At 61.7% G+C, this 26,890-nt stretch carries 21 protein-coding genes; 9 read left to right on the forward strand and 12 right to left on the reverse strand.

Annotation, left to right across the window (positions count from 1 at the left end):
* Nucleotides 1–164: 164 nt before the first annotated feature.
* From gdhA to HU720_RS17585, 3 genes are all read right to left on the reverse strand, one after another.
* Nucleotides 165–1,505, reverse strand: coding sequence for an NADP-specific glutamate dehydrogenase (gdhA, locus tag HU720_RS17575; protein WP_186521212.1), 1,341 nt, complete (start codon nucleotides 1,503–1,505; stop codon nucleotides 165–167).
* A gap of 220 nt (nucleotides 1,506–1,725) precedes the next feature.
* Nucleotides 1,726–3,393, reverse strand: a complete 1,668-nt coding sequence (gene ettA, locus HU720_RS17580; RefSeq protein ID WP_186521213.1) for an energy-dependent translational throttle protein EttA — start codon at nucleotides 3,391–3,393, stop codon at nucleotides 1,726–1,728.
* A gap of 189 nt (nucleotides 3,394–3,582) precedes the next feature.
* Nucleotides 3,583–3,996, reverse strand: coding sequence for a hypothetical protein (locus tag HU720_RS17585; protein ID WP_186521214.1), 414 nt, complete (start codon nucleotides 3,994–3,996; stop codon nucleotides 3,583–3,585).
* A gap of 268 nt (nucleotides 3,997–4,264) precedes the next feature.
* On the opposite strand from HU720_RS17585, the gene HU720_RS17590 reads away from it, so the two are divergent.
* Nucleotides 4,265–8,080, forward strand: a complete 3,816-nt coding sequence (locus HU720_RS17590) for an EAL domain-containing protein (RefSeq protein WP_186521231.1) — start codon at nucleotides 4,265–4,267, stop codon at nucleotides 8,078–8,080.
* Nucleotides 8,081–8,317: 237 nt separating this feature from the next.
* Entirely contained in the window at nucleotides 8,318–9,571 is a 1,254-nt protein-coding gene (glyA, locus tag HU720_RS17595) for a serine hydroxymethyltransferase (RefSeq protein WP_186521215.1), read from the forward strand.
* 266 nt (nucleotides 9,572–9,837) lie between these two features.
* On the opposite strand, the gene HU720_RS17600 is transcribed toward glyA, so the two are convergent.
* The 4 genes from HU720_RS17600 to HU720_RS17615 all read right to left on the reverse strand — a co-directional run bounded on the left by HU720_RS17600 (nucleotide 9,838) and on the right by HU720_RS17615 (nucleotide 14,079).
* The gene (locus HU720_RS17600) at nucleotides 9,838–10,305 is read right to left on the reverse strand and encodes a hypothetical protein (protein WP_186521216.1); all 468 of its coding nucleotides are present in this window, start codon (nucleotides 10,303–10,305) and stop codon (nucleotides 9,838–9,840) included.
* A gap of 440 nt (nucleotides 10,306–10,745) precedes the next feature.
* A complete protein-coding gene (yjiA, locus tag HU720_RS17605) occupies nucleotides 10,746–11,723 on the reverse strand; it encodes a GTPase (RefSeq protein ID WP_186521217.1) in 978 nt (325 codons plus the stop codon).
* A 78-nt stretch (nucleotides 11,724–11,801) separates the two neighbouring features.
* Nucleotides 11,802–11,999 carry a YbdD/YjiX family protein gene (locus HU720_RS17610; protein ID WP_003251633.1) on the reverse strand — a complete coding sequence of 66 codons (198 nt, stop codon included), beginning with the start codon at nucleotides 11,997–11,999 and terminating at the stop codon, nucleotides 11,802–11,804.
* Nucleotides 12,000–12,012: 13 nt separating this feature from the next.
* On the reverse strand, nucleotides 12,013–14,079 hold the full coding sequence (locus tag HU720_RS17615; RefSeq protein WP_186521218.1) for a carbon starvation CstA family protein: 2,067 nt from the start codon (nucleotides 14,077–14,079) through the stop codon (nucleotides 12,013–12,015).
* 225 nt (nucleotides 14,080–14,304) lie between these two features.
* On the opposite strand from HU720_RS17615, the gene HU720_RS17620 reads away from it, so the two are divergent.
* From HU720_RS17620 to HU720_RS17630, 3 genes are all read left to right on the forward strand, one after another.
* A complete protein-coding gene (locus HU720_RS17620) occupies nucleotides 14,305–15,093 on the forward strand; it encodes a lytic polysaccharide monooxygenase (protein ID WP_186521219.1) in 789 nt (262 codons plus the stop codon).
* A 70-nt stretch (nucleotides 15,094–15,163) separates the two neighbouring features.
* Complete coding sequence (locus HU720_RS17625) at nucleotides 15,164–15,535, forward strand: PilZ domain-containing protein (RefSeq protein WP_186521220.1); 372 nt, start codon at nucleotides 15,164–15,166, stop codon at nucleotides 15,533–15,535.
* A gap of 261 nt (nucleotides 15,536–15,796) precedes the next feature.
* Nucleotides 15,797–17,314 carry a nucleobase:cation symporter-2 family protein gene (locus HU720_RS17630; protein ID WP_186521221.1) on the forward strand — a complete coding sequence of 506 codons (1,518 nt, stop codon included), beginning with the start codon at nucleotides 15,797–15,799 and terminating at the stop codon, nucleotides 17,312–17,314.
* A gap of 59 nt (nucleotides 17,315–17,373) precedes the next feature.
* On the opposite strand, the gene radA is transcribed toward HU720_RS17630, so the two are convergent.
* A complete protein-coding gene (gene radA / locus HU720_RS17635) occupies nucleotides 17,374–18,741 on the reverse strand; it encodes a DNA repair protein RadA (RefSeq protein ID WP_186521222.1) in 1,368 nt (455 codons plus the stop codon).
* 180 nt (nucleotides 18,742–18,921) lie between these two features.
* Here radA and mscL point away from each other — a divergent pair, with 180 nt between their 5' ends.
* A complete protein-coding gene (gene mscL, locus HU720_RS17640; RefSeq protein ID WP_186521223.1) occupies nucleotides 18,922–19,332 on the forward strand; it encodes a large-conductance mechanosensitive channel protein MscL in 411 nt (136 codons plus the stop codon).
* Nucleotides 19,333–19,421: 89 nt separating this feature from the next.
* On the opposite strand, the gene HU720_RS17645 is transcribed toward mscL, so the two are convergent.
* On the reverse strand, nucleotides 19,422–20,198 hold the full coding sequence (locus HU720_RS17645) for a ferredoxin--NADP reductase (protein ID WP_186521224.1): 777 nt from the start codon (nucleotides 20,196–20,198) through the stop codon (nucleotides 19,422–19,424).
* A gap of 209 nt (nucleotides 20,199–20,407) precedes the next feature.
* On the opposite strand from HU720_RS17645, the gene HU720_RS17650 reads away from it, so the two are divergent.
* Together HU720_RS17650 and HU720_RS17655 are read left to right on the forward strand one after the other, a co-directional pair.
* On the forward strand, nucleotides 20,408–21,112 hold the full coding sequence (locus HU720_RS17650; RefSeq protein WP_186521225.1) for an autoinducer binding domain-containing protein: 705 nt from the start codon (nucleotides 20,408–20,410) through the stop codon (nucleotides 21,110–21,112).
* A 98-nt stretch (nucleotides 21,113–21,210) separates the two neighbouring features.
* Nucleotides 21,211–22,335 carry a methyltransferase gene (locus HU720_RS17655; RefSeq protein WP_186521226.1) on the forward strand — a complete coding sequence of 375 codons (1,125 nt, stop codon included), beginning with the start codon at nucleotides 21,211–21,213 and terminating at the stop codon, nucleotides 22,333–22,335.
* Nucleotides 22,336–22,587: 252 nt separating this feature from the next.
* On the opposite strand, the gene HU720_RS17660 is transcribed toward HU720_RS17655, so the two are convergent.
* Genes HU720_RS17660 through HU720_RS17670 form a run of 3 tightly spaced genes read right to left on the reverse strand, consistent with a single transcriptional unit; the run spans nucleotide 22,588 to nucleotide 25,187 of the window.
* Nucleotides 22,588–22,728 (reverse strand): DUF2474 domain-containing protein, encoded by a 141-nt coding sequence (locus tag HU720_RS17660; protein ID WP_186521227.1) that lies wholly within the window; start codon nucleotides 22,726–22,728, stop codon nucleotides 22,588–22,590.
* Nucleotides 22,729–22,741: 13 nt separating this feature from the next.
* Nucleotides 22,742–23,749: a cytochrome d ubiquinol oxidase subunit II gene (gene cydB / locus HU720_RS17665; RefSeq protein WP_186521228.1), complete on the reverse strand. Its 1,008-nt coding sequence runs from the start codon at nucleotides 23,747–23,749 to the stop codon at nucleotides 22,742–22,744.
* 1 nt (nucleotide 23,750) lies between these two features.
* The gene (locus tag HU720_RS17670; protein ID WP_186521229.1) at nucleotides 23,751–25,187 is read right to left on the reverse strand and encodes a cytochrome ubiquinol oxidase subunit I; all 1,437 of its coding nucleotides are present in this window, start codon (nucleotides 25,185–25,187) and stop codon (nucleotides 23,751–23,753) included.
* Nucleotides 25,188–25,528: 341 nt separating this feature from the next.
* Between HU720_RS17670 and HU720_RS17675 the strand changes: the two genes are divergently transcribed.
* On the forward strand, nucleotides 25,529–26,758 hold the full coding sequence (locus HU720_RS17675) for an MFS transporter (protein WP_186521230.1): 1,230 nt from the start codon (nucleotides 25,529–25,531) through the stop codon (nucleotides 26,756–26,758).
* Nucleotides 26,759–26,890 lie beyond the last annotated feature (132 nt).

Raw genomic sequence — 26,890 nt, forward strand, 5'->3', positions numbered from 1 at the left:
GGGCCAACTCTCGAAATTGCGACTGTGCGCGGTCCCTGTGGGAGATTCTATGGTTTTGTACGAGCGTGTTCTCGCCACAACTACCTGTCATTTCCCACAGGACTGGGCCCAACCAGCAATGTTGCGGTTGAGCAGGGCCTGCGATGAGGCAGCCCCCGGTTTGCTCAGACCACGCCTTGCGCCAGCATGGCATCGGCGACTTTCACGAAGCCTGCGATATTCGCGCCCTTGACGTAGTTCACCGAACCATCGGCCTCTTGGCCGTAATGCACGCAAGCATGGTGAATGGACTGCATGATGTGGTGCAGCTTGCTGTCCACTTCGCCATCGGTCCACAACAGGCGCATGGCGTTCTGCGACATCTCAAGGCCCGACACCGCCACGCCACCGGCGTTGGACGCCTTGCCCGGCGCGTACAGAATGCCCGCCTCGATGAACAGGTCCACCGCATCCAGCGTGGTCGGCATGTTGGCGCCTTCGGCCACGCAAATGCAGCCGTTGCCTAGCAAGGTGCGCGCGTCTTCGGCATTGAGCTCGTTCTGCGTCGCGCAGGGCAGCGCGATGTCGCAGGCCAGGCTCCACGGCGTCTGGCCTTTGCGGAACTCCAGGCCAAACTGCGCGGCCAGCTCGCTGAGGCGGCCGCGCTTGACGTTTTTGAGCTGCATCAGCGCATCCCACTGGCCATCATTCAGGCCAGCTTCGCAGTACAGCGTACCTTCGGAGTCGGACAGCGAAATCACCTTGCCGCCCAAGTCCATGACCTTGCGCGCAGCGTACTGGGCAACGTTGCCCGAGCCCGAAATGGCCACGCGGCGGCCGTCGATACGCAGGCTTTTGCGCTTGAGCATTTCTTCGGCGAAGTACACGCAGCCGTAGCCGGTGGCTTCCGGGCGGATCAGGCTGCCGCCGTAGGTCATGCCCTTGCCGGTCAGCACCGAGGTGAACTGGTTGGCCAGGCGCTTGTACTGGCCGAACATGTAGCCGATCTCGCGCGCGCCCACACCGATGTCACCGGCCGGTACGTCGCAGTCGGCGCCAATGTGGCGGTACAGCTCGCTCATGAACGCCTGGCAGAAGCGCATCACTTCAGCGTCGCTCTTGCCCTTTGGATCGAAGTCCGAGCCACCTTTGCCGCCGCCCATGGGCAGCGAGGTCAGCGAGTTCTTGAACACCTGCTCGAAGGCCAGGAACTTGAGTACGCTCAAGGTCACCGACGGATGGAAGCGCAGGCCGCCTTTGTAAGGGCCAATGGCGCTGTTCATCTGGATACGGTAGCCGCGGTTGACCTGCACCTTGCCCTGGTCATCCACCCACGAAACGCGGAACAACACTGCACGCTCAGGCTCGACCATGCGTTCGAGAATCCCGGCTTGCAGGTACTGTGGGTTGGCTTCGAGGAAGGGCCAGAGGGTACGCAGCACCTCCTCCACTGCCTGGTGGAATTCGGGCTGGGCCGGGTCGCGCTGTTGCAGGCGGGCCAGGAAACTGTCGACGGATTCGATCATGGTAGACGTCTCACCAAAGAGGGATTGTTTATTGGTTTTTTCTGAAATGTACCAAGAAGCAAACGCACTGCAACAGGGCGAAATGTCGTTTTTTTGAAATTATTTGGTGCGTTTTATATAAATGTATACAAAATACCCATTGATTTGCCGGCGCAAAACGAAAATGCAGGCACAAAAATGGGGCCACTAGGGGCCCCATTTCTGTGCGTCTGAACCCGCCTTACTGGGCGAGTTTCTTGTGACGGACGCGGTGCGGCTGGGCAGCAGCGTCGCCCAGGCGTTTTTTGCGGTCGGCTTCGTACTCGGTGTAGTTACCTTCGAAGAACAACACGCTGGAATCGTCTTCGTACGCCAGGATGTGGGTGGCCACACGGTCAAGGAACCACCGGTCGTGGGAAATCACGATGGCGGCGCCCGGGAAGTCCAGCAGGGCTTCCTCCAGCGAACGCAGGGTTTCGACGTCGAGGTCGTTGGACGGTTCGTCGAGCAGCAGGACGTTGCCGCCCTCCTTGAGGGTCAGTGCCAGGTGCAGACGGCCACGCTCACCACCGGAGAGGTCCTTGACGAACTTCTGCTGGTCGCCACCCTTGAAGTTGAAGCGGCCCACGTAGGTGCGCGACGGGATCTCGTAGTTGCCGATGCGGATCTGGTCGGAACCATCGGAAATCTGCTGGAACACCGTCTTGCTGCCGTCGAGGTCTTCGCGGCTCTGGTCAACACACGCCAGTTGCACGGTTTCGCCAATCTCGATGCTGCCCGAGTCTGGCTGTTCCTTGCCCATCAGCATGCGGAACAGGGTCGATTTACCGGCACCGTTACCACCGATTACGCCGACGATGGCGCCTTTTGGCATGGCGAACGACAGGTTGTCGATCAGTACGCGATCGCCGTAGCCCTTGGTAACGTTCTTGAATTCGATGACCTTGTCACCCAGGCGCGGGCCGGCCGGGATGTAGATTTCATTGGTTTCAGAACGTTTCTGGAATTCCTGCGATTGCATTTCTTCGAAGCGCTGCAGACGAGCCTTGGATTTGGACTGGCGGGCCTTGGCGCCTTTGCGCACCCACTCCAGTTCCTCTTTCATGGCCTTCTCATGGGCGCTCTGCTGCTTGGACTCTTGCGCCAGTCGGTCCGACTTGGCCTCCAGCCAGCCCGAGTAGTTGCCTTCGTATGGAATGCCGGCGCCGCGGTCCAGTTCGAGGATCCAGCCGGCGACGTTGTCGAGGAAGTAACGGTCGTGGGTAATCGCTACCACGGTGCCGGGGAAATCGTGCAGGAAGCGCTCAAGCCAGGCTACCGAGTCGGCATCCAGGTGGTTGGTCGGTTCGTCCAGCAGCAGCATGTCGGGGGCCGACAGCAGCAGGCGGCACAGGGCAACACGGCGTTTTTCACCGCCCGAGAGGTGTTCGATCTTGGCATCCCAGGCCGGCAGGCGCAGGGCATCGGCAGCAACGTCCAGCTGGCGCTCGAGGTTGTGGCCATCGGCGGCTTGCAGGATGGCTTCGAGCTTGGCCTGTTCGGCGGCCAGCTTGTCGAAGTCGGCATCAGGGTCGGCGTAGGCTGCGTAGACTTCGTCCAGGCGCGCCTGGGCGTCCTTGATGACGCTGACCGCTTCTTCGACCACTTCACGCACGGTCTTGGTGGGGTCGAGTTGCGGCTCCTGGGGCAGGTAGCCGACGTTGATGTCCGGCATCGGGCGGGCTTCGCCGTCGAACTCTTTGTCGACGCCAGCCATGATGCGCAGCAGGGTCGATTTACCCGCGCCGTTCAGGCCGAGCACGCCGATCTTGGCGCCGGGGAAGAACGACAGGGAAATATTCTTGAGAATTTCACGCTTCGGCGGCACGACCTTGCTCAGCCGATGCATGGTGTAGACGTATTGAGCCAAAACCAAGCCCTCTATCAAATAGGTAAAGACATCGACGTACGCCCGCGGCGGTTGCCCGGGGGATGTGTTTACGGGGTGTCAGTGAACAAAGTGGGCCATTCTACGCCAAGTCGGGGCATTGCACAGATGGGGTAGATGGCAGGCGGGCCGTCAGGCCCTGTAAGGCCCGGGCCCACCCTGCAGGCTGTATCAGACGTGCGCCTGGCGTTTCTTGCCACGCGGCAGACGGCTACGGCCCGGCTGCTCGCCCAGGCGCGCAGCCCAGGCCGACTTGACGCAAAAACCGCCACTGCGGGCCGGCGGTTGCGCAGCTTTTTCGGCCGGCTTGCTGGCCACAGCCGCCGGCTTGACCACAACTGCAGGCCTGGCCGGCGCGGCCACAGCCACTTCGCTGACAACCGCTGCGGCCATTTTCGCGGCCTTGGCCGACTCGCGCAGCTCGGCCAGCGACGGCGTCTTGTTGACGGCGACGGCCTCAGGCTTGGCCAGCGAACGTTGGCAGGTCTTGCACGACACGCCCTCGGCCAGGGCGGTGCTGACCAGCTTGTCACTGCTGCGCCCGCAGGCGGATTCAAGCCCATTGATGGAATAGTGGGTAACCAAAACCGTACTTCTCCGATGCGTTGACTATTGAAGCGGCCGGCATTCTCGCACAGCTGGCAGGGGCTTGCCGAACAGGCCGGGCAGGATGGCCGCACCGCCCATCGCCAAGCCGGCTGGCACTTTGCCACAATTGCAGGCATGCTAGCCGCCTTCAAATGTGCAGCTTATAGTGCGCCGGCCATACGCCAGGCCACGGCATGCGCCGTGCATGGAACCCCTGCCATCGCCAGCCCAATCGCAGGACCAACGCTTGACCAATCTGACGCAAATGCCCCCTCTGCGCCCTGCTGCCGCCCACGCGGTCGGCTCACACCTGCGCGGTTCGCTGAAGGGCGCACTGGCCCTGCTGGCCTTGGTTTTGCTGGCCCTGTTGCTGTGGCAACTGGTCACCCAGTACCGCCACACCCAGAATGACCTGCGCCAGCAAAGCGTGGCCACCAGCGCCGAACTTGCCGACCATCTTGGCCTGAACATGTCGCTCAAGGCCCAGCAGGCGTTGAATCTGGTGCAGGCCTACGTCAAACCACCGGCGTCCAGCGCGTTACCCAATTTGCTCGAAACCTTGCAGACGCGCCTGCCTAGCCTGCGCGATCTGGCCTGGATGGATACCAGCGGGCGCTTGCTCAGCGACACCCTGGCCGGCAGCCCCGACCGTCAGTTGATTGACGAAATGCGCCAGTTGAACCAGGGCCATGCGTTCTTTTTCTCCAACAGCCCCGACAACCAGCGCATCTACCTGCTGCTGCGCCAGACCGCAGAGCAGGACCGTGGTTACTGGCTGCTGCGCCTGAGCACCGACTACTACGAGGAACTCACCCAGCACCTGGACGGCTCCGGCCAGCCGCTGTGGCTGCTGGAAAACAGCCGCGATGGCGAGGTCATCGAACGCCACGGGCCAACCGCCACCAGCGGCGAGCCGTTGCAAAGCGTGATGCTGGCGTTTCTCGACCACAGCAACTGGCAGCTACGCGGGTTGTTCGACGAAGGCCTGGCACGTGGCAAGTTGCTTCCGGCACTGGTTGGCAAGTGCCTGCTGGCCTTGTTCTGCGCCCTGCTGCCGGTGCTGGCGCTGATCAATATGCGCAGGCGCCAGCGCGCCCTGCAGGAAGACCGTCGGCGCTATCAGGAAATCTTCGAAGGCACGGGCGTTGCCCTGTGCGTGCTTGACCTTTCCAGCCTGCCCGGCCAGCTCGACCGCTACCACCTGCGCAATCTTGCTGCACTCAAGCAGAGCCTGGCGCTGGACGCCAACCTGCGCCGCTCACTGTTGCAAGAGCTGAAGATCACCGAAATCAACCAGGTAGCCCGCCAGTTGCTCAATGTCGACTGCCACGCAGGCGCCTGGCAGCGCCTGATCGACGGCAGCGGCGATGGCCGCGACAGTGTCGGCATGCAACTGATCGATGCGCTGCTCGAAGGCCGCAGCCAGCTTGAGCTGGAAGTGCGTTTGCAGGCCCCGCAGGGCGACGAGTTGCACCTGTGGCTGATGGTGCGCATGCCGCAGCAGCGGCGCGACTATCAGGCGGTGATCCTCAGCATCAGCGACATCACCAGCCGCAAGCGGGTCGAGTTGTCGCTGCTCGAACGTGAGAGCTTCTGGTCGGATGTGGTGCGCACCGTGCCGGACCAGTTGTATGTGCAAGATGTGCACAGCCAGCGCATGATCTTCAGCAACCGTCACCTCGGCCAGACCCTGGGCTACGACCGCGCGGAGCTTGCGCAAATGGGCGAGCGTTTCTGGGAGCTGCTGCTGCACCCCGAGGATGCCGAGCACTACAACGCCTTGCGCCAACAGCAGCTGGACAGCAGCTACGGCGACTCGCTGCACTGCCAACTGCGCTTCCGCCACCGCGATGGCCGCTGGCGCTGCTACGACATTCGCGAACAGGTGCTGACCCGCGATGGCGATGGCCAGGTGCAGCGCATCATCGGCGTGGGCAAGGACGTCACGGTGCAGATCGAGGCCAGTGCCTCGCTGCGCGACAGCGAACAACGCTACCGCATGCTCGCCGAAAGCATCAGCGACGTGATCTTCTCCACCGACAGCAAGCTGCAACTGAACTACGTCAGCCCCTCGGTACAGGCCGTGCTGGGCTACCAGGCGGACTGGATCTTTGCCCACGGCTGGCAGTCGATCGTCGCCAACCCGGCACAACTTACCGGTGTCTACGCACTGATGGAGCGGGTCAGCAAGGCGCTGGGCGACAGCGAGCAACTGGCCAGCCTGCGCACCACCCTGCCGACGCAGTTGTTCCTGTTCGACTGCATGCGTGCAGACGGTCGCAAGATCCCCATCGAGCTGCGTCTGGTGCTGGTCTGGGACGAACACGAACACTTCGAGGGTGTTCTGGGGGTGGGCCGTGATATCAGTCAGCAGCGCCGCGCCGAGAAAGACCTGCGCATGGCGGCGACGGTATTCGAGCACTCGACCTCGGCCATTCTCATCACCGACCCAGCCGGTTACATCGTCCAGGCCAACGAGGCATTCAGCCGCGTCAGTGGCTACGCCGTGGCCGAGGTGCTCGACCAGTTGCCGGGCATGCTCACCGTGGCAGACCAGCAGGACGCGCACCTGGGTTATATCCTCAAGCAGCTCAACCAGCGCGGCAGTTGGGAGGGCGAGGTGTTCCTCAAGCGCCGCAACGGCGAGCACTACCCGGCCTGGGTCGGCATAACCGCCGTGCTCGACGACGAAGGCGACCTGGCCAGCTACGTGTGCTTCTTCACCGACATCAGCGAACGCAAGGCCAGCGAGCAACGCATCCACCGCCTGGCCTACTACGACGCCCTCACCCACCTGCCTAACCGCACGCTGTTCCAGGACCGCCTGTACAACGCCTTGCAGCAAGCCGAGCGGCAGAAGGCCTGGGTGGTGCTGATGTTCCTCGACCTGGACCGTTTCAAGCCGATCAACGACTCCCTCGGCCACGCCGCCGGCGACCGCATGCTCAAGGACATGGCCGAACGCCTGCTGGGCTGTGTCGATGGCGACGATACGGTCGCGCGCATGGGCGGCGACGAGTTCACCTTGCTGCTACAGCCGCGTGCCACCCGCGAACAGGCGCTCAACCGCGCCATTCATGTGGCCGAGAACATCCTTGCCCGGCTGGTCACGCCGTTCGTGCTGGAAAACCGCGAGTTCTTCGTCACCGCCAGTATCGGCATCGCGCTCAGCCCGCAGGATGGCAGCGAGCTGAGCCAACTGATGAAAAACGCAGACACCGCCATGTACCACGCCAAGGAGCGCGGCAAGAACAACTTCCAGTTCTATCAGGCCGACATGAACGCCAGCGCCCTGGAGCGCCTGGAGCTGGAAAGCGACCTGCGCCATGCGCTGGAGCAGAACGAGTTCATTCTGTATTACCAACCGCAGTTCAGCGGTGACGGCAAGCGCCTGACCGGCGCCGAGGCGCTGCTGCGCTGGCGCCACCCGACCCGCGGCCTGGTGCCGCCGGGCGAGTTCATCCCGGTGATCGAAGAGCTGGGCCTGGTGGTGGATATCGGCGACTGGGTGCTGCACGAGGCCAGCCGCCAGCTCAAGGTGTGGCACCAGCAGAAGGTGCGGGTACCGAAAGTGTCGGTGAACATTTCGGCGCGGCAGTTCTCCGATGGCCAGTTGGGCACGCGCATCGCCAACATCCTCGAAGAAACCGGCCTGCCGCCGGCGTGCCTTGAGCTGGAACTGACCGAAAGCATCCTGATGCGTGAAGTCAACGAGGCCATGCATATTCTCGACAGCCTGAAAAACCTCGGCCTGAGCATCGCGGTCGATGACTTTGGTACCGGCTATTCCTCGCTCAACTACCTCAAACAGTTCCCGATCGATGTATTGAAGATCGACCGGACCTTCGTCGACGGCTTGCCCTCGGGCGAGCAGGACGCACAGATCGCCCGGGCCATTATCGCCATGGCCCACAGCCTGAACCTTGCGGTAATCGCCGAAGGTGTCGAAACCCACGAGCAGCTTGAGTTCCTGCGCGAGCACGGCTGTGACGAGGTGCAAGGCTACCTGTTCGGGCGGCCGATGCCGGCCAACCAGTTCGAGGCGCAGTTCAGCAACGAGACGTTGTTCATGTTCCAGTGAGGCAGGCAGGTTGTTGTCGAGCACCTCGCCGGGGCCGCTTTGCGGCCCTTTCGCGGCACCAGGCCGCGCCTACGCAGGCGTGCGTGAAAGCGGACTCCGAAGTCAACTCCAGCCCAGTCCCGACGCGGCCTGCAACATGAACCCCTTTGGTCCGCGACTTGATGCCACTTCATATGCCAGGCGCGAATCAATCGGTTAGAATGCCCCCCCAATTAAGCCCGATCCTTGAGGACCGCCATGTTCAGCCGTGATTTGACCATTGCCAAGTACGACGCCGAGCTTTTCGAAGCCATGCAGCAAGAAGCTCTGCGCCAGGAAGAGCATATCGAGCTGATCGCTTCGGAAAACTACACTAGCCCAGCCGTCATGGAAGCCCAGGGTTCGGTACTGACCAACAAGTACGCCGAAGGCTACCCAGGCAAGCGTTACTACGGCGGCTGCGAATACGTCGACGTGGTCGAGCAACTGGCCATCGACCGCGCCAAAGAGCTGTTCGGCGCCGATTACGCCAACGTTCAGCCACACGCCGGTTCCCAGGCCAACGCTGCGGTCTACCTGGCCCTGCTGTCGGCCGGCGACACCATCCTGGGCATGAGCCTGGCCCACGGCGGCCACCTCACCCACGGCGCTTCGGTCAGCTCGTCGGGCAAGCTGTACAACGCTGTGCAGTACGGCATCGACGGCAACGGCCTGATCGACTACGACGAAGTCGAGCGCCTGGCTGTCGAGCACAAGCCAAAAATGATCGTTGCCGGCTTCTCGGCCTACTCGCAAGTGCTGGACTTCCCACGCTTCCGCGCAATCGCCGACAAAGTTGGTGCCTACCTGTTCGTCGACATGGCCCACGTCGCTGGCCTGGTTGCTGCTGGCGTCTACCCGAACCCGGTGCCATTCGCCGACGTGGTCACCACCACCACCCACAAGACCCTGCGCGGTCCACGTGGCGGCCTGATCCTGGCCCGTGCCAACGCCGACATCGAGAAGAAGCTCAACTCGGCAGTCTTCCCAGGCGCCCAGGGCGGCCCGCTGGAGCACGTCATTGCCGCCAAGGCGATCTGCTTCAAGGAGGCGCTGCAGCCTGAGTTCAAGGCCTACCAGCAACAAGTGGTGAAAAACGCCCAGGCCATGGCCGAAGTGTTCATCGAGCGTGGCTTCGACGTGGTGTCCGGCGGCACCCAGAACCACCTGTTCCTGCTCTCGCTGATCAAGCAGGAAATCTCGGGCAAGGACGCTGACGCAGCCTTGGGCAAAGCGTTCATCACCGTCAACAAGAACTCGGTCCCGAACGACCCACGCTCCCCGTTCGTCACCTCGGGCCTGCGTTTCGGCACCCCAGCCGTCACCACTCGTGGTTTCAAGGAAACCGAGTGCCGCGAACTGGCCGGCTGGATCTGCGACATCCTCGCCGACCTGAACAACGAAGCGGTAATCGACGCTGTCCGTGAGAAGGTCAAGGCCATCTGCAAGAAGCTGCCGGTGTACGGCAACTGATTGGCGAATGCCTGATCTGAAGAAGCCCGGCCTTGTGCCGGGCTTTTTTGTGGGTGCGTGCCAGCAGGCACTCCCCGCCGAAGGTGTTTGGGACGTTCTCGATACCAAATCAGCATAAACCTATCAGCCCCCCTAGAAGCAACCAACAGTCGCGCTAATTAGCAAGGGATATAAACACCAACCACTTTCATAGATGACGCGACCAACAGGCCTGAAACCATCTGGAGCACAGTCCGGCAACTTCAGTTGAGTACTAGTTCACGAAATCAGAAGCTAAGATTTGCCATGCCTTTATAGCGAGCGGGCAGAGAAGCATTGTAATCAAGAAACTTCTCGAAAATTCTCTCCGTGCTATCTCCGTTAGCTTTTCCCGCCTCATAGATCTCCCTGTAGTTCTGCTTCGCACTATCATTTTGTTCACGATAGTAAATCATGGCGTCTGGTGTAACCAATTCGCCAGAGCGTGAGAACCGCACCACGTCGGGATCGCTGTAGTCCAGCAACGGACCACCAATGTCATTGATGAATGAGTTCATCAGCCCATCAGCATAACCTTCAGTCCGCGCCGCATAATTTAACGCCTCGTTTTTAGTGTAATCATTGGTACGTTCACCGGGCTCCTTCTCCTTAAGACTATTATTTAGAACAGAAGCGAAAGACGGCCCGTTCTTTTGTTCTTCGCCGGAAGCCTTGGCCACGGGAACATTAACTACCCCTTCAGCATGAATTTTCACTGTATTCTCCCTTTCACGACCTCTCATCCATGAGTTAAATAAAATTCTTTTCGCCAGGCAACGCCTGGACCTATCGGAAAAGCAAGTTTCGCGCCAAATCAATATAAGCCCCGTATGCACGGGCACTGCCTAACAGCGCGCTACTTGAGTTCGCACAAAACGGCAAGATTATGCCGCTGCAAGACAACTTTACTCAGCCTGCTGGCCTCATTGCGAAGGTTCAGCACTCAAATCAAGCCCGCTCCAACGCAAATGCGGTGACTTCCTCCAGAAGGTCTTCCTCAGCGAGAAATGCATCAAAGTCCGAACCGACTTGAGGATTCATAGTGCTCGCCTCCTTAGGCCCTTAACAGAAGGACCGAGACCTCGGCGCTGTAGGTTGAACAAGGCCTAGGAAAATGCCGCCTATCGGCGGCATCAACCAGTCAGCTATATCCCACTCACGCGTAGGCCAAAGCCTCGAACCCCGTCCGTATCTTATCCTCCGGCAGTTCATCCCCAATGAACACCATCACGCTCTCGCGCGCCTCGCCGTCTTTCCACTCGGCATCCCAGTCGAACCCGTACAACTTCAACACCCCTTGGAAAACCAGGCGGCGGTCTTCACCGGCGATGTTCAGCACGCCTTTGTAGCGCAGCAGTTGCTTGCCGTGGCTTTCGAGCAGCTCGTTCATGAAGTCGCTGAGGCGGTCGATGTCCAGCGCTGTGTCGCTGCGCAGCACCAGCGTACTGATGCGGTCCGGGGTGGCGGGCTTGAGCACCGGGCGCAGGGCCGGTTTGGGGCTGATGCCCAGGTCCGGGTTGAGGTTGAAGCCGCGCACGTCCAGCAGTTCAGCAAGCTCGATGCGGCCGTGCTCGACTACCCGAATAGCCGCCCGGCCGTTGATGCGTGAAAGGCGTTCACGCAGGGCCTCTACCGCTGCAGGCTCGGCAAGGTCGGTCTTGCTCAGCAACAGGCGGTCGGCAAAACCAACTTGAGCCTGGGCGATGGCCTGGGCCAGGTGCACCTCGGCATGCACGGCATCGACCAAGGTGATGATGCCGTCGAGGATGTAGCGCTCGCGCAGGTCTTCGTCGATGAAGAATGTCTGCGCCACGGGTGCCGGGTCTGCAAGGCCGGTGCATTCGATCACCAGGCGGTCGAAGGCGATTTCGCCCGCATCCAGGCGTTCGAGCAGCAGGTACAAGGCGCGAGTCAGGTCACCATGGATGCTGCAGCAGACACAGCCGTTGGCCAGGGTCATGACCTGCACCGGTTCATCGCCCAGCAGTTGGCTGTCGATGCCGGCCTCGCTGAACTCGTTTTCGATGACGGCGAGTTTCAGGCCGTGTTCGGCCTTGAGCATGTGCTTGAGCAACGTGGTCTTGCCGGCACCGAGAAAGCCGGTAAGCACGGTTACGGGTATGGGCGTGTGCACGCAAATATCTCCTGAAGCCGAAAATGACTGTGGGAGGCCGGTTGCCCGGCCTCCCACAGGTTCAAACGTGTCGCAGGTTCAACAGCACTTGGGGCCGGACTTGCCACCATAACGCGCTTCCTGGCGTTCACGGAAGAACGCCTCGTAGCTCATCACCGGCTTGTCCGGGTGGGTTTTCTGCATGTGCTCGACATAGTTGTCGTAGTCAGGCATGCCTACCATCAGGCGGGCCGCCTGACCCAGGTACTTACCCAGCCGACCCAGGTCGTTGAACATTGCGGCAGTCCTCTCAAGCGTCCGGCAGAGCCTGGAACGGGGTTTCTTTATCGGTCCGTTCCTTGCGGCCCCAGGCGGCGTAGCCAACCTTGACGGCGAAGAACAGGATGCTGAACACCACCACCAGGAACAGGATGGTCAGGCCGGCGTTGGTGTAGGCGTTGAAGATCACGTGCTGCATCTGCCCGATATCCTTGGCCGGGGCCAGTACCTGGCCTGCGTCCAGCGCGGTGCGGTACTTGTTCGCCAGGGCCAGGAAGCCGACCGCAGGGTTGGGGTCGAACAGCTTGATCAGGCCAGCGAAGGTGGTGCAGATCAGCAGCCACACTGCCGGAACCAGGGTGACCCAGATGTAGCGCTGGCGCTTCATCTTGATCAGCACCACGGTACCGAGCATCAGGGCGATACCGGCCAGCATCTGGTTGGAGATGCCGAACAGTGGCCACAGGGTGTTGATGCCGCCCAGCGGGTCGATCACGCCTTGGTACAGCAGGTAGCCCCACATCGCCACGCAACCGGCGGTTGCCAACAGGTTGGCACCCCACGATTCGGTGCGCTTGAGCGCAGGCACGAAGCTGCCGAGCAGGTCCTGCAGCATGAACCGCCCGGCACGTGTGCCAGCGTCTACCGCGGTCAGGATGAACAGCGCTTCGAACAGAATGGCGAAGTGGTACCAGAACGCCATGGTGTTCTCACCTGGCAGCACCTGGTGCAGGATCTGCGCGATACCCACCGCCAGTGTCGGCGCACCACCGGCACGGGCCAGGATGGTGTGCTCGCCGATATCACGGGCCACCGCCTCAAGCTGCTCGGGGGTAATCAGGAAGCCCCAGCTACTGACCGTCTGCGCCACCGACACCACGTCGCTGCCCACCACTGCGGCCGGGCTGTTCATGGCGAAGTACACGCCTGGCTCTATCACCGAAGCGGCAACCATGGCCATGATGGCGACGAACGACTCCATCAGCATGCCGCCGTAGCCGATGTAACGGGCGTTGGTTTCGTTGTCCAGCAGCTTGGGCGTGGTCCCCGAGGAGATCAGCGCGTGGAAGCCGGACACCGCACCACAGGCGATGGTGATGAACAGGAACGGGAACAGGGTGCCCTTCCAGACCGGGCCGGTACCGTCGGTGAACTGGGTCAGCGCCGGCATTTTCAGCTCAGGGGCGATGATCAAGATACCGATGGCAAGGCCGACGATGGTGCCGATCTTGAGGAAGGTCGACAGGTAGTCACGTGGCGCCAGCACCAGCCACACCGGCAGCACGGCGGCGACGAAGCCGTAGCCCACGAGCATCCAGGTTATCTGCACACCGGTGAAGGTGAATGCCGGGCCCCAGACCGGATCCGCGGCAATCTGGCCCCCCAGCCAGATCGACAGCAGCAGCAAGACCACGCCGACCAGCGAGATTTCACCGATGCGGCCCGGGCGGATGTAGCGCATGTAAATGCCCATGAACATCGCGATCGGGATGGTCGCCATCACCGTGAACATGCCCCACGGGCTCTCGGCCAGGGCCTTGACCACGATCAGCGCCAGCACCGCGAGGATGATGATCATGATCAGGAAGCAGCCGAACAAGGCGATGGTGCCCGGAATGCGGCCCATCTCCTCGCGCACCATGTCGCCCAGCGAGCGGCCGTTGCGGCGGGTGGAGAGGAACAGGACCATGAAGTCCTGGACCGCGCCGGCCAGCACCACGCCTGCGATCAGCCACAGGGTGCCGGGCAGGTAGCCCATCTGCGCAGCAAGCACCGGGCCGACCAGCGGGCCGGCGCCAGCGATGGCGGCAAAGTGGTGGCCGAACAGGATGTGCTTGTTGGTCGGAACATAGTCCAGACCGTCGTTGTTGAGCACCGCGGGGGTTGCCCGACGGGGGTCGAGTTGCATCACCTTGGTGGCGATGAACAGGCTGTAGTAACGGTATGCGACCAGATAGATGGCCACTGCCGCGACCACGATCCACAAGGCGTTGATGGCCTCACCGCGACGCAGGGCAACCACACCCAGCGCGCAGGCTCCTATGATCGCCAGTGCCAGCCACGGGATGTGGCGTAGCAGGCTGTTATTGTTGTTCATGGCATGCTTCCAGCTGATTGGTTGGAAAGGACTGCCCCCTGAGTCTAGGGCCTGCCTGCGCGCATTACCATATTGAATTTCTTACACCCACCTCGACCGCCAGCACCCGCGCTAGAGCGGCATCGGCCATCGGATGACGAGGCACCTGACATTTTTGCCAGTTGTGGGATCTTTTACGGTGACCGATCTTCAAGGCCCACCTATAGCATGCCAAGGATGACCACCATGAACATCGTCTTGAGAAGCGCGATTGCCCTGCTCGCTGCCGGGCTCAGCCTGCCCGGCATGGCGGCGCCGGTAACGCCGATGCATGGCGCAATGGAAGTACCGGCGTCACGCCAATTGGCCTGCCACAAGGCTGGCGACTACAACTGGCCGTTGGACGGTTCGGCGATCAAAAGCCCAGGCTGCCGCGCCGCCTACCAGCACGTATACAAAAAGTTCGACAATGACGCCTTGCAGGCGGTGTTCCAGTTCAACCAGTGGCACGAGGTGTCCAAGAACGTTTCGGACTACCGCAACATGGATGCGGTAAAGGCGGCCATTCCTGACGGCCAACTGTGCTCGGCGGGAAATCACGTCGACTCAGCCAAACGCAACGACTTGACCGCCTGGCTCAATAAGTTCAAGAGCCTCCTGTGGTTCCACGTGCTGGTCAACGACAAGAGCGGCCTGGACGTCGCAGCCGACTGGCAGGCCTACAATCTGCAAAAGGACGCCAACAACAAAGTGCAGATGCACTTCAAGATCATGGCCGAACACAACCCCAGCTACTGGGAAATCTATGTCTCCAAGGACGGCTATGACGCCAGCGCGCGGCCAATGAGGTGGGATGACCTGGAACTGGTTGCACAGATCGGCGACACCCAACCCAGCAATGGTTACTACCTGCTCGACGTAGACTTGAAGAACTACACCGGCAAGCGGGTCATCTATACCCGCTGGCAGCGCGACGATGCAGCAGGCGAAGGCTTCTATAACTGCAGCGACGTGAACATCGTCGCGGCTAAATAGCCAGGCGCAAGGTCACGCCTGAGTGGTCATGGCTGGTCTATAGTCAGTGCAACTGACCAGGGGCCTTGCCATGACCACTCCATCCAACGAACGCCGCCGTTTCCAGCGTATCGACTTCGATGCCCCGACCGAATTGCGCCAGGGTGATCGGCGCTGGCAGGTGAACCTGCTGGACGTCTCGCTCAAAGGCCTGTTGGTGGAACGCCCGGCGCGCTGGGATGCCGACCTGAGCCAGGACTTCGAGGCGGTCATCCACCTGAGTGACAAGCGCTCGGAGGTACGCATGCAGGTCGAGCTGCGCCATGAAGAACCCGAACGCCTGGGCTTTTTCTGCCTGCATATAGATGTCGACTCGATGACCCACCTGCACCGTTTGGTGGAGCTGAACCTGGCCGACAGCACCGAAATGATGCGTGAGCTGCGGCAATTGATCGAAGATTGAAATCTCTTAGCCTGCTAAGCAAACCCCCGCCAAAGTGTTTCCTGACTACTCAGACAGCTTACATCCGGCTGGCTGACGGGTTGTACACACACATCTAGTACCGAATTCATCAAGTTGGAACGCATTCTGCATCCAGGCACCACGTCAATGGAGGCGCGCGCGTGCTCGTTACAATCAAAAACTTGTATACAATTTCGATAGCAATCGAATGCACTCCTTGCCTACAGTAGTTCGACAACAATAAATTCGAGAGCCTGCTCCATGACTACGTCCACCAGCACGTCTCCCACGCCGCGCCCAGAGGATGAAAACCTCGGCCTCGGCGCCAACCTGGCCTATGGCCTGCAGCATGTTCTGACCATGTACGGCGGCATCGTTGCAGTGCCGCTGATTCTCGGCCAAGCCGCAGGGCTTGGGCCGGCTGAGATCGGCCTGCTGATCGCCGCGTCGTTGTTTGCCGGGGGCCTTGCGACCCTGCTGCAAACCCTCGGCCTGCCGTTCTTCGGCTGTCAGCTGCCGTTGGTACAAGGGGTGTCGTTCGCCGGCGTGGCGACCATGGGTGCAATCATCAGCAGCGAAGGCGGCGGTGGCTTGCAGGGCGTACTGGGCGCGGTCATGGCGGCTTCGTTGATCGGTTTTCTGATCACCCCAGTGTTCTCGCGCATTACCAAGTTCTTCCCACCACTGGTGACCGGCATCGTCATCACCACCATCGGCCTGACCCTGATGCCGGTGGCCGCACGCTGGGTGATGGGTGGCAACAGCGCATCGCCGGAATTCGGCAGCGTGGCCAATATCGGCCTGGCCGGGCTGACCTTTGCCATCGTGCTGTTGCTGAGTAAATTGGGCAACGCAGCCATTTCACGCCTGTCGATCCTGCTGGCGATGGTGGTCGGCACCCTGATCGCCTGGTCGCTGGGCATGGCCGACTTCAGCAAGGTCAGCGAGGGCCCGATGTTCGCCTTCCCCACGCCGTTCCATTTCGGCATGCCAACGTTCCACATCGCCGCCATCCTGTCGATGTGCATCGTGATCATGGTGACGTTGGTGGAAACTTCGGCGGACATTCTGGCGGTCGGTGACATCATCGACACCAAGGTCGATTCCAAGCGCCTGGGCGATGGCCTGCGCGCCGACATGGCATCGAGCATGCTGGCGCCGATCTTCGGCTCGTTCACCCAGAGCGCATTCGCCCAGAACGTAGGCTTGGTGGCAGTGACCGGGGTCAAGAGCCGCTATGTGGTGGCCACCGGCGGGGTCATTCTGGTGGTGCTCGGCCTGCTGCCGGTCATGGGCCGGATCATCGCCGCTGTACCCACGCCAGTGCTGGGCGGCGCCGGCATCGTGCTGTTCGGCACGGTCGCGGCCAGTGGCATCCGCACCCTGAGCAAGGTCAGCTACAAGAACAACGTCAACCTGATCATCGTGGCGGCCTCATTGGGCTTCGGCATGATCCCCATCGCTGCCCCGACCTTCTACCACAACTTCCCTAACTGGTTCGAAACCATCTTCCACTCCGGTATCAGCTCGGCGGCGATCATGGCCATATTGCTGAACCTGATGTTCAACCACTTCACCACCGGCAACTCGGAAAACCAGTCGGTGTTCGCCGCTGGCTACGAGCGCACCATCCACTACTCCGACATTTCCGCACTGCGCGACGGCGATTACTTCAAGGACGGCAAGCTGTTCGATGCCGAGGGTAATGAAGTACCGGTGATGGAGCTGGACGAGCAAGGTAACCAGGCGCCCCGGCGCAAGGCGGTGGCCGAGCACTGACTGCTGATCGAGGCAGTCAACGCAGGGCAGCCGACGCGCATCGTCGGCTGCCCTTTTTGCTACTCGAACAACGCATCCAGCGCCTGTTCCAGCCGGGTTACTGCAATCACCTGCAAGCCTGCCGGCGATTCCTTGGGGGCGTTGCCCTTGGGTACGATGGCGCGTTTGAAGCCGTGCTTGGCAGCCTCTTTAAGGCGCTCCTGGCCGCTGGGCACCGGGCGCACTTCGCCAGACAGACCGATTTCGCCGAACACCAGCAGGTCATGGGCCAGCGGCCGGTTGCGCAGGCTCGACATCACTGCCGCCAGCAGCGCCAGGTCAGAGGCGGTCTCCAGCACCTTGACGCCGCCGACCACGTTGAGGAAAACGTCCTGGTCGTGGGTGGGGATTCCGCCATGGCGATGCAGCACCGCCAGCAACATGGCCAGGCGGTTCTGATCAAGGCCCAGGGTGACCCGGCGTGGGTTGGCCAGATGGCTGTCGTCGACCAGCGCCTGAACCTCCACCAGCATTGGCCGGGTGCCTTCCCAAGTGGCCATCACCACACTGCCGGGTACTTCTTCCTGGGTGCGGTTGAGGAAGATGGCCGAGGGGTTGGACACCTCCTTGAGGCCACGGTCGGTCATGCCGAACACGCCTAGCTCGTTGACCGCGCCGAAGCGGTTTTTCACAGCCCGCAGCAAACGCAGACGCCCGTCCGACTCACCCTCGAAATACAGCACGGTATCGACCATGTGCTCAAGCACGCGCGGCCCGGCCAGCGAGCCTTCTTTGGTGACATGGCCAACCAGGAAGATCGCCGTGCCGCTCTGCTTGGCGTAGCGCACCAGCAACGCAGTGCTCTCGCGCACCTGCGCCACGCCACCAGGCGCAGATTGCAACTGCTCGGTAAAGATAGTCTGGATCGAGTCGATCACCATGACCCGGGGTTTTTCCTGGCGGGCGGTGGCGATGATGGTTTCGATGCAGGTTTCGGTCATCACCTTGAGCTTGTCCTGGGGCAGGCCCAGGCGCCGCGAGCGCATGGCCACCTGTTGCTGCGACTCTTCGCCAGTGACGTACAACGCCGGCATTTGCGTGGCGATGTTGCACAGGGTCTGCAGCAGGATGGTCGATTTGCCGATACCTGGGTCGCCGCCAATCAGCACCACCGAACCGTCGACCAGGCCGCCGCCGAGCACCCGGTCCAGCTCGCCGCTGCTGGTGCTGAAACGTGGGATTTCCTCGACGCTGACTTCGGCCAGGGTCTTGAGCTGGGCCTGTTGCCCGGTCCAGCCGGCGCGCCCGCTGGGGGCGGCAGCGCCACCGCTTTCGATCATGGTTTCGACCAGGGTATTCCAGGCCCCGCAGTCGGCGCACTGGCCAGCCCATTTGGGGAAGGTCGCGCCGCACTCGGTGCAGCCATACAAGCGCTTGGCCTTGGCCATGGACGGGGTACTCCTGGAAAAAACCGCCATGATAGCCGAACCGCAGGTGCTCACGGGCGCCCTGGGATGCGACAAAACTATTCGGTCTAACCGAAGTCAACAGCCCTGTATCCAGCGCATGAAGCGTCACAGTGGCTTACACTGCGTTTACCTCACCATTTGTTACAAGGAAAATCCAACATGGGCGTGCTCAGTGAGTTCAAGGCCTTCGCGGTCAAGGGCAATGTGGTCGATATGGCCGTGGGTATCATTATCGGCGCGGCCTTCGGCAAGATCGTCTCATCGTTCGTGGGCGATGTGGTCATGCCGCCACTGGGCCTGTTGATCGGCGGTGTCGACTTCAGCGACCTGGCGGTAGTGCTCAAGCCCGCCGCAGGCGATGTGCCGGCAGTGGTGCTGGCCTACGGCAAGTTCATCCAGACGGTGATCGACTTCGTGATCGTTGCCTTCGCCATTTTCATGGGCGTAAAAGCCATCAACCGCCTCAAGCGCGAGGAGGCCGTGGCCCCCAGCGCACCGCCAGTACCGACCCCACAGGAAACCCTCCTGACCGAGATTCGCGACCTCCTCAAGCACCAGCAGCAGAAATAAGCGGCAAGCTTCTAGCTGCAAGCGACAAGAAAAAGCCGGACCGCAGTTGCTGACAAAGCGCGGCCCGGCTTTTTCTTGCAGCTTGCCTTCTACCAGTAGTTCTCGACGGCCACTTGGCCGGGGCGTTTGCTCAGGCTCAGTTGCAGGTCGCGGGCCTTCAGCACTTGGCGCGTCTCATCGATCATCTGCGGGTTGCCGCAGAGCATCACCCTCGAATGCTCCGGCGACAGCTCAAGCCCGGCCGCCTTCTCTAACTCGCCGGTTTCAATCAATGTGGTAATACGCGCATTCAGCGCCCCAGAGTGCGCCTCGCGGGTGACCACCGGGATGAACTGCAACTTGCCGGCGAATTCGGCCAGGTAGTCGCGCTGCTCAAGCTCGGCGATTTCCTGCTCGTAGGCCAGTTCCTGGGCTTCGCGCACCGAATACACAAGCTTGATGTTATCGAAACGCTCCCAGGCTTCGAAGTCCTGCAAGATCGACATGAACGGTGCAATACCGGTACCTGTGGCCAGCAACCACAGATCGCGGCCGCCGACGAAACGGTCCAGGGTCAGGTAGCCGAACGCCTGGCGGTCGATCAGCAAGGTATCGCCCTGCCCCAGGCGGCTCAACTCGCTGGTGAACTCGCCGCCGGGCACCACGATGGAGAAGAAGTCCAGATATTCATCGTGGGGGGCGCTGACCATAGAATACGCCCGCCACACCACGCTGCCATCCGCCTTGGTCACACCCAGACGGGCGAACTGGCCAGCGCGAAAACGGAAACCGCTGTCACGGCTGACGCGCAGGCTGAACAGGTTCGGCGTCAGGGGCTGGACATCGAGCAGAGTCTGGCGGGTGAACTTGTCGGCACTGGCGGTCATTTCGGGCTCCTGGAATCAGATGCGCCAAGTGTCGCGCAAAGCGCCGCAGATAAACACCGCCGGTTTGTAAGGCATCGCGCGAACACGCGTTTTTGCTAAAGAAGAGTAAGGGCTATAGCAAAAAAAACGAGCAGCCGATCACGACTTTTCCTACACTTCGCTCGTGCAGCATGGAAATTGGATCCACAGCGATCAATGGAGTTTCACCGATGAAACACTGGGAAAGCAACGCACTTCAGCAACTGATGCTGGATTCAGACCCGCAGCGGGTGTTTGCCCAGGCTGTGCGTCTTGCCCAAGAGCTGGACATGGAGTTCGTCGGCCTGAGCCTGCACTTGCACGTCGCCGCGCATTCCCCCCAAGTGATTCTGTACAACAACTACCCCAAGGAATTTAACCAGCGCTATCAGCAAGACCGCTTCATCAGGATAGATCCGATAGTATCGATGTGCCACCAAAGTACAATGCCTGTGCTGTGGTGCGACGAGCAGTTCGAGGAAGTTCCGCATTTGCGTGAGGCCGCTTGCCAACATGGGATGAGGCACGGCTGGAGCCAATCGGTGCATGACCTGCTGCACAACGAAAGCCAGCTCAGCGTGTCGCGCGCGCTAAACCCCATCGACACCCACGAGCTGTACGCCAAGAGTGGGCAGGTCATGTGGCTGTGCCATACGCTGCACGCGGTGCTCAGCGAGCATCACCTGGCAAGCTTGACCCCACCGCCGCAATTGAGCGAGCGCGAGAAAGAAGTGCTGAAATGGTCCGCAGAAGGCAAGACCGCTTCCGATGTGGCAACTATTCTGTCGCTCTCGACCAGCACCGTGAATTTCCATCTGCGCAACGTCATCAGCAAATTCGACGCCTGTAACAAGACCCGCGCCATCGTCAAGGCAACCCGCCAAGGCTTGGTCTGACAGCACGCTCCCCCGCAACTGGCAAAGCCCTGTAGAATCGCCCGCCTCAAGCCTGTCGCGCCGAGCGCCAGGCAGATCCGCAGCAGAGCCGCCACGTCATGCCCTTGTTCAACAGCCCCTTCGCCGACCTCGACCTGATCCGCCAGCCGGAGCAGGCCAACGACCCGTTGCTGGCCTTCGATGCCGCCGACCAGTACTTGCTGGAGCACCTGGCTGCCCAGGCGCCGCAGCCAGGTTGCCGGGTGCTGATTCTCAACGACAGTTTCGGTGCCTTGGCTGCAAGCTTGACTGGGCAGGTGCAGGTCACCAGCAGTGGCGACTCGCATCTGGCGCGCATGGCGCTGGAAAAAAACCTCGCCCGTAACGGCAAGGGCTTCGACAGCGTGCCGTTCATCGCCGCCAACCAGGCCTGGCAGGGGCCGTTCGATTGGGTGCTGCTGCGCGTACCCAAGACCCTCGCCCTGCTCGAAGAACAGCTGATCCGCCTGCAGGGCCATCTGGCCCCCGGTGCGCAAGTGGTTGCCGGGGCGATGATCAAGCACCTGCCGCGGGCCGCCGGTGACCTGATGGAAAGGTACATTGGGCCAGTGCAGGCTTCGCTGGCGCAGAAAAAGGCGCGGCTGCTGACCGCTACCCTGGCGGATCGGCCACACGCACGTTCGCCCTACCCATGCCGTTACCTGCTCGATGAGCCGGCGCTTGAGTTGGTCAACCATGCCAACGTGTTTTGCCGCGAAGGGCTGGACATCGGCACCCGCGCCTTCCTGCCGCACCTGCCCCAAGGCCTGGGCAACGCCCGTGTGGCAGACCTTGGCTGCGGCAACGGCGTACTGGCCATCGCCAGCGCCCTGCGCAACCCGGATGCCCATTACACCTTGGTGGACGAGTCGTACATGGCCGTGCAGTCCGCCCGGGACAACTGGCAGGCGGCGCTGGGCGAGCGTGAGGCGGACATACTCGCCGCCGACGGCCTGGCCGGGGTCGAGAAGCAATCGCTGGATGTGGTGCTGTGCAACCCACCGTTCCACCAGCAGCAGGTGGTTGGCGATTTTCTGGCATGGCGCATGTTCCAGCAGGCGCGTGAAGCGCTGGTGGTCGGTGGCGCGCTGTACATCGTCGGCAACCGCCACCTGGGCTACCACAGCAAGCTGGCACGCTTGTTCAGAGGCGTAGAGCAGGTTGCCGCCACGCCGAAGTTCGTGGTGCTCAAGGCGCGTAAGTGAACGAGGCAGAGTGGGACATTCTAAGATTTTGTACAACCCTGCCCTGGCCTCATCGCAGGCTATCGCCAGCTCCCACAAAGACCGCGCACAACCAAAATATCGAGGCGTGAGCTGGATTCCTGTGGGAGCTGGCGACAGCCTGCGATGAGGCCGGAACAAGCCTGCACATAACTGCGCGCCTCAAATTCGGCGTGGGAGCGGGCTTGCCCCGCGATGGGCCGTGCAGCAGCCCGTTGGCAGTCACTCAGTCGTTCAATGCGTGCTCAGCCCCGCCGCACTCATGAACAAGCGCATCCCGTAAGCCACCACACCCAACGCAGCCACGCTCAGTGCCCAGATCAGTACCAGCCAGCCAAGGCGCTGCCATAGCGGCTTCTTCTGCTCGATATCCATCTGCATGCTCCTGCTAATGGTAACCATCGTCATGGGTAACCTTGCCGCGGAACACGTAATAGCTCCAGAACGTGTAGCCCAGGATGAACGGCAGGATGAACAGCGTGCCCACCAGCATGAAGCCCTGGCTCTGCGGGGGCGCTGCGGCGTCCCAGATGCTGATCGACGGCGGGATGATGTTCGGCCACAGGCTGATACCAAGGCCGCTGTAGCCCAGGAAGATCAACACCAGCGTCAGCAGGAACGGCAGGTAGTGCGCGCGGCGCTGCACTGCGCGCAGCAACTGGTAGAACGTCACCAGCACCAGCAGCGGCACCGGCATGAACCACACAAGGTTGGGCATGCTGAACCAGCGGTCGGCGATTTGCGGGTAGGCAATCGGCGTCCACAGGCTGACCACCCCGATCACCGCCAGCAGCACCAGCGCCAACGGCCGGGCCACCTCGTGCATCTTCTGTTGCAGCGGCCCTTCGGTTTTCATGATCAGCCAGGTGCAGCCCAGCAGCGCGTAGGCGACGATCAGGCCCAGCCCCGAGAACAGGGTGAACGGCGTCAGCCAGTCCAGCGTACCGCCCACGAACTTGCGGTCCACCACCTTGAAGCCTTCGATGAAGGCACCCAGCGCCACGCCTTGGAAGAAGGTCGCCACCAGCGAACCCCAGATGAACGCCTTGTCCCAGATGTGGCGTTTGTGGGCCCGCGCCTTGAAGCGGAACTCGAACGCCACGCCCCGGAAGATCAGCCCCACCAGCATCAGGATCAATGGCAGGTACAGCGCCTCAAGCACCACCGAATAGGCCAGCGGGAAAGCGCCGAACAATGCCGCGCCGCCCAGCACCAGCCAGGTTTCGTTGCCGTCCCATACCGGCGCGACGGTGTTCATCATTACATCGCGGTCGCCCTCGGCCTGAACGAACGGAAAAAGAATGCCGATCCCCAGGTCGAAGCCGTCCATGACCACGTACATCATCACCCCGAAGATGATGATCACGGCCCAGATCAGCGCAAGGTCGATGCCCATCTCAATTCCCCTTGTTCAGGCGGGTGGAGTCGGCCTCATGGCCATCGTCTGCGGCTGAAAGCGGCCGCGCTGGCGTGCGTTGCTGGCCAGGGCCACCCGGCGGCTGGGAATCGCCCTCCCCGGTATGCGGGCCCTTGCGCACCAGGCGCATCATGTAGCCCAGGCCGGTGCCAAACAGCGCAAAGTACACCACCACGAACATCACCAAGGTAAAGCCGAGCTGGGCATAACTGTGGTTGGACACCCCGTCGGCGGTGCGCATCAGCCCGTAGACCACCCACGGCTGGCGACCGATTTCGGTGGTGAACCAGCCCGCCAGGATGGCGATCAGCCCAGACGGCCCCATCCACAGGGTCAGGTAAAGGAATGGTCGCGAGCTGTACAGCGTGCCCCGCTTGCGCAGCCACAGGCTCCACAGGCCGACGAAGATCATCAGGAAACCAAGCCCGACCATGACCCGGAACGACCAGAACACAATGGTCGAGTTGGGCCGGTCTTCAGGCGGGAAGTCCTTCATCGCCGGCACCTGTTTGTCCAGGCTGTGGGTCAGGATCAAACTGCCGAGGGCCGGGATCTCGATTTTGTAGCGGGTCGTCTCGGCCTGCATGTCAGGGATGCCGAAGAGGATCAGCGGGGTCGGCTCGCCGGGTTTGTTCTCCCAGTGGCCTTCAATAGCGGCAATTTTTACCGGCTGGTGTTTCAGCGTGTTCAGGCCATGGAAGTCGCCGATGACCGCCTGGATCGGCGTCACGATCAGCGCCATCCACATGGCCATCGACAGCATCTTGCGCACCGCGGGGTTGTCACGCCCGCGCAGCAGGTGCCAGGCCGCCGAAGCGCCGACGAAGAACGCCGTGGCAACAAACGCCGCAGTGGCCATGTGCATCAGGCGATAGGGGAACGAGGGGTTGAAGATGACCGCCAGCCAATCGACCGGAATCACCCGACCATCGACGATTTCAAAGCCCTGAGGGGTCTGCATCCAGCTGTTGGAGGCCAGGATCCAGAAGGTCGACACCAGCGTGCCGATGGCCACCATGACGGTTGCGAAAAAGTGCAGGCCGCGCCCGACCCGGTTCCAGCCAAACAGCATGACGCCAAGAAAACCGGCTTCAAGGAAGAACGCGGTGAGGACTTCGTAGGTGAGCAGCGGGCCAGTAATAGCCCCGGCGAAGTCGGAGAACTGGCTCCAGTTGGTACCGAACTGATATGCCATGACCAACCCGGAGACCACGCCCATGCCGAAGTTGACGGCAAAGATCTTCGACCAGAAATGGTAGAGGTCACGGTAGGTATCGTTGGACGTTCTCAGCCACAGGCCTTCGAGAACCGCCAGGTAGCTCGCCAGGCCAATGGTGATGGCTGGGAACAGGATGTGAAACGACACGGTAAAGGCAAACTGGATTCGGGCGAGCTCTAGGGCTTCTAATCCGAACATGGTGCTTCCTCTTCAGATAATTCGGCGTCGGGCTTGTGGCCCAATGCCCACTGCCCCTACGTGAGTCGAGTGCGGCGTGTTGGAATTGTTCTGTTCGATCGCAGGGATTGCGGCCCAGTGGCCAATTCGTTGCATCTGTAACGGTTGATCCAGATCAACGAATGTCAGCAAGCATAGTCCCGAATCCTCTGCCAGGGTGCGTGGCGCAATGCCGCGTGACCGGTTGTCCCACCCTCTTTACCTGCGGCTTGAAGCTTGACCCACGGCGCATTCAGCAACTCTTTGTTACAAACAGATGGTAGTCTGCAAAACCCTGTCTTTCCGAGGCCGCAGGCTCGCCGATGTCCGACTCCGCCCCGCAATTGCTGCGTCATCACCGCCCTTTCCTGGCTTTCTGGCTGGCCCGGGTGTTCACCGCCAGCGGCTTCCAGATGCTCACTGTGGCCATCGGCTGGCACCTCTACCAGCTCACCGGCAATGTGCTCGACCTAGGCCTGGTCGGGCTGGTCGAGTTCGCCCCGCGCGTGCTGTTCATGCTGCACACCGGGCATGTGGCCGACCGCTATGACCGGCGCAAGGTCGCCGCGTTGTGCCAAACCCTGCAAGCGCTGATCGCCCTGGCGCTGGCGCTGGGCAGCGTTAGCGACAACATCAGCCGCGAGCTGATCTTCGCCCTGGCGTTTCTGCTCGGTGCCACGCGCTCCTTCGAAATGCCGGCCACCCAGGCGCTGCTGCCCAACGTGGTGCCGCCTGGACTGTTCCCGCGGGCCGTGGCGGCCTCGGCTTCGGCCACCCAGGCGGCAACCATCATTGCCCCGGCGATCGGCGGTTTTCTGTATGCCTTCGGCAGCATCTGGGTGTATGCGCCAACGGTTGTGCTGTACTTCATTGCCTGCATGCTGATGCTCAGCCTCGATGCACGTCAGCAGGCGCCGCAGCGCGGGCGTGCGACGCTGGACTCACTGCTGGCCGGGATTCGGTTCATACGCAGCCGCCCGGACGTGTTCGGCGCCATCTCCCTGGACCTGTTCGCCGTGTTGCTGGGTGGCGCCACTGCGCTGCTGCCAGTGTTTGCCAAGGACATCCTGCTGACCGGCCCCTGGGGCCTGGGCCTGCTGCGCTCGGCGCCTGCAGTGGGGGCGTTGTTGATGTCGGTGTGGCTGGCGCGCTTCCCGGTGGAGCGCAAGGTCGGGCGCACCATGTTCACAGCGGTCGGCGTGTTCGGCGTCGCAACCATCGCCTTCGGCCTGTCGACCTCGTTCTGGTTCTCGCTGGCGGTGCTGGTGGTGCTGGGGGCGGCGGACATGATCAGCATGGTCATCCGCGGCGCCTTCGTGCAGTTGCAGACCCCGGATGAAATGCGCGGCCGAGTCAGCGCGGTGAACGGGCTGTTCATCGGGGCTTCCAACCAGCTGGGCGAGTTCGAGTCGGGGGTTACCGCGCACTGGCTGGGGACGGTACCTGCGGTGGTGCTGGGCGGGGTTGGTACCTTGGTGGTTACCGGGCTGTGGATAAAACTGTTCCCAAGCCTTGCCCATCGTGATCAGTTGCACGGCAAAGAGCCGAGCTGACACGGACGCCCATTGCGGGGCAGTGTCAGCCTGTAATGCCGCCATCGCAGGCTGTCGCCAGCTCTCATAGAACAAACGCTAACTGACTGATTTACATCGAAACGTGGGAGCGGGCTTGCCCCGCGATAGCGA

The organism is Pseudomonas sp. SWRI51 (assembly GCF_014268825.1).
Taxonomy (GTDB): domain Bacteria; phylum Pseudomonadota; class Gammaproteobacteria; order Pseudomonadales; family Pseudomonadaceae; genus Aquipseudomonas; species Aquipseudomonas farsensis.

Coding starts and splice junctions, on each gene's coding strand:
- HU720_RS17590 (WP_186521231.1), top strand. CDS start 4,265: ATGCCCCCTCTGCGCCCTGCTGCCGCCCACGCGGTCGGCTCACACCTG.
- HU720_RS17670 (WP_186521229.1), bottom strand. CDS start 25,187: ATGTTCGGATTAGAAGCCCTAGAGCTCGCCCGAATCCAGTTTGCCTTT.
- HU720_RS17645 (WP_186521224.1), bottom strand. CDS start 20,198: ATGACCGCCAGTGCCGACAAGTTCACCCGCCAGACTCTGCTCGATGTC.
- mscL (WP_186521223.1), top strand. CDS start 18,922: ATGGGCGTGCTCAGTGAGTTCAAGGCCTTCGCGGTCAAGGGCAATGTG.
- HU720_RS17630 (WP_186521221.1), top strand. CDS start 15,797: ATGACTACGTCCACCAGCACGTCTCCCACGCCGCGCCCAGAGGATGAA.
- HU720_RS17610 (WP_003251633.1), bottom strand. CDS start 11,999: ATGTTCAACGACCTGGGTCGGCTGGGTAAGTACCTGGGTCAGGCGGCC.
- HU720_RS17675 (WP_186521230.1), top strand. CDS start 25,529: ATGTCCGACTCCGCCCCGCAATTGCTGCGTCATCACCGCCCTTTCCTG.
- HU720_RS17620 (WP_186521219.1), top strand. CDS start 14,305: ATGAACATCGTCTTGAGAAGCGCGATTGCCCTGCTCGCTGCCGGGCTC.
- HU720_RS17650 (WP_186521225.1), top strand. CDS start 20,408: ATGAAACACTGGGAAAGCAACGCACTTCAGCAACTGATGCTGGATTCA.
- HU720_RS17655 (WP_186521226.1), top strand. CDS start 21,211: ATGCCCTTGTTCAACAGCCCCTTCGCCGACCTCGACCTGATCCGCCAG.
- HU720_RS17660 (WP_186521227.1), bottom strand. CDS start 22,728: ATGGATATCGAGCAGAAGAAGCCGCTATGGCAGCGCCTTGGCTGGCTG.
- HU720_RS17615 (WP_186521218.1), bottom strand. CDS start 14,079: ATGAACAACAATAACAGCCTGCTACGCCACATCCCGTGGCTGGCACTG.
- gdhA (WP_186521212.1), bottom strand. CDS start 1,505: ATGATCGAATCCGTCGACAGTTTCCTGGCCCGCCTGCAACAGCGCGAC.
- glyA (WP_186521215.1), top strand. CDS start 8,318: ATGTTCAGCCGTGATTTGACCATTGCCAAGTACGACGCCGAGCTTTTC.
- HU720_RS17625 (WP_186521220.1), top strand. CDS start 15,164: ATGACCACTCCATCCAACGAACGCCGCCGTTTCCAGCGTATCGACTTC.
- radA (WP_186521222.1), bottom strand. CDS start 18,741: ATGGCCAAGGCCAAGCGCTTGTATGGCTGCACCGAGTGCGGCGCGACC.
- cydB (WP_186521228.1), bottom strand. CDS start 23,749: ATGGGCATCGACCTTGCGCTGATCTGGGCCGTGATCATCATCTTCGGG.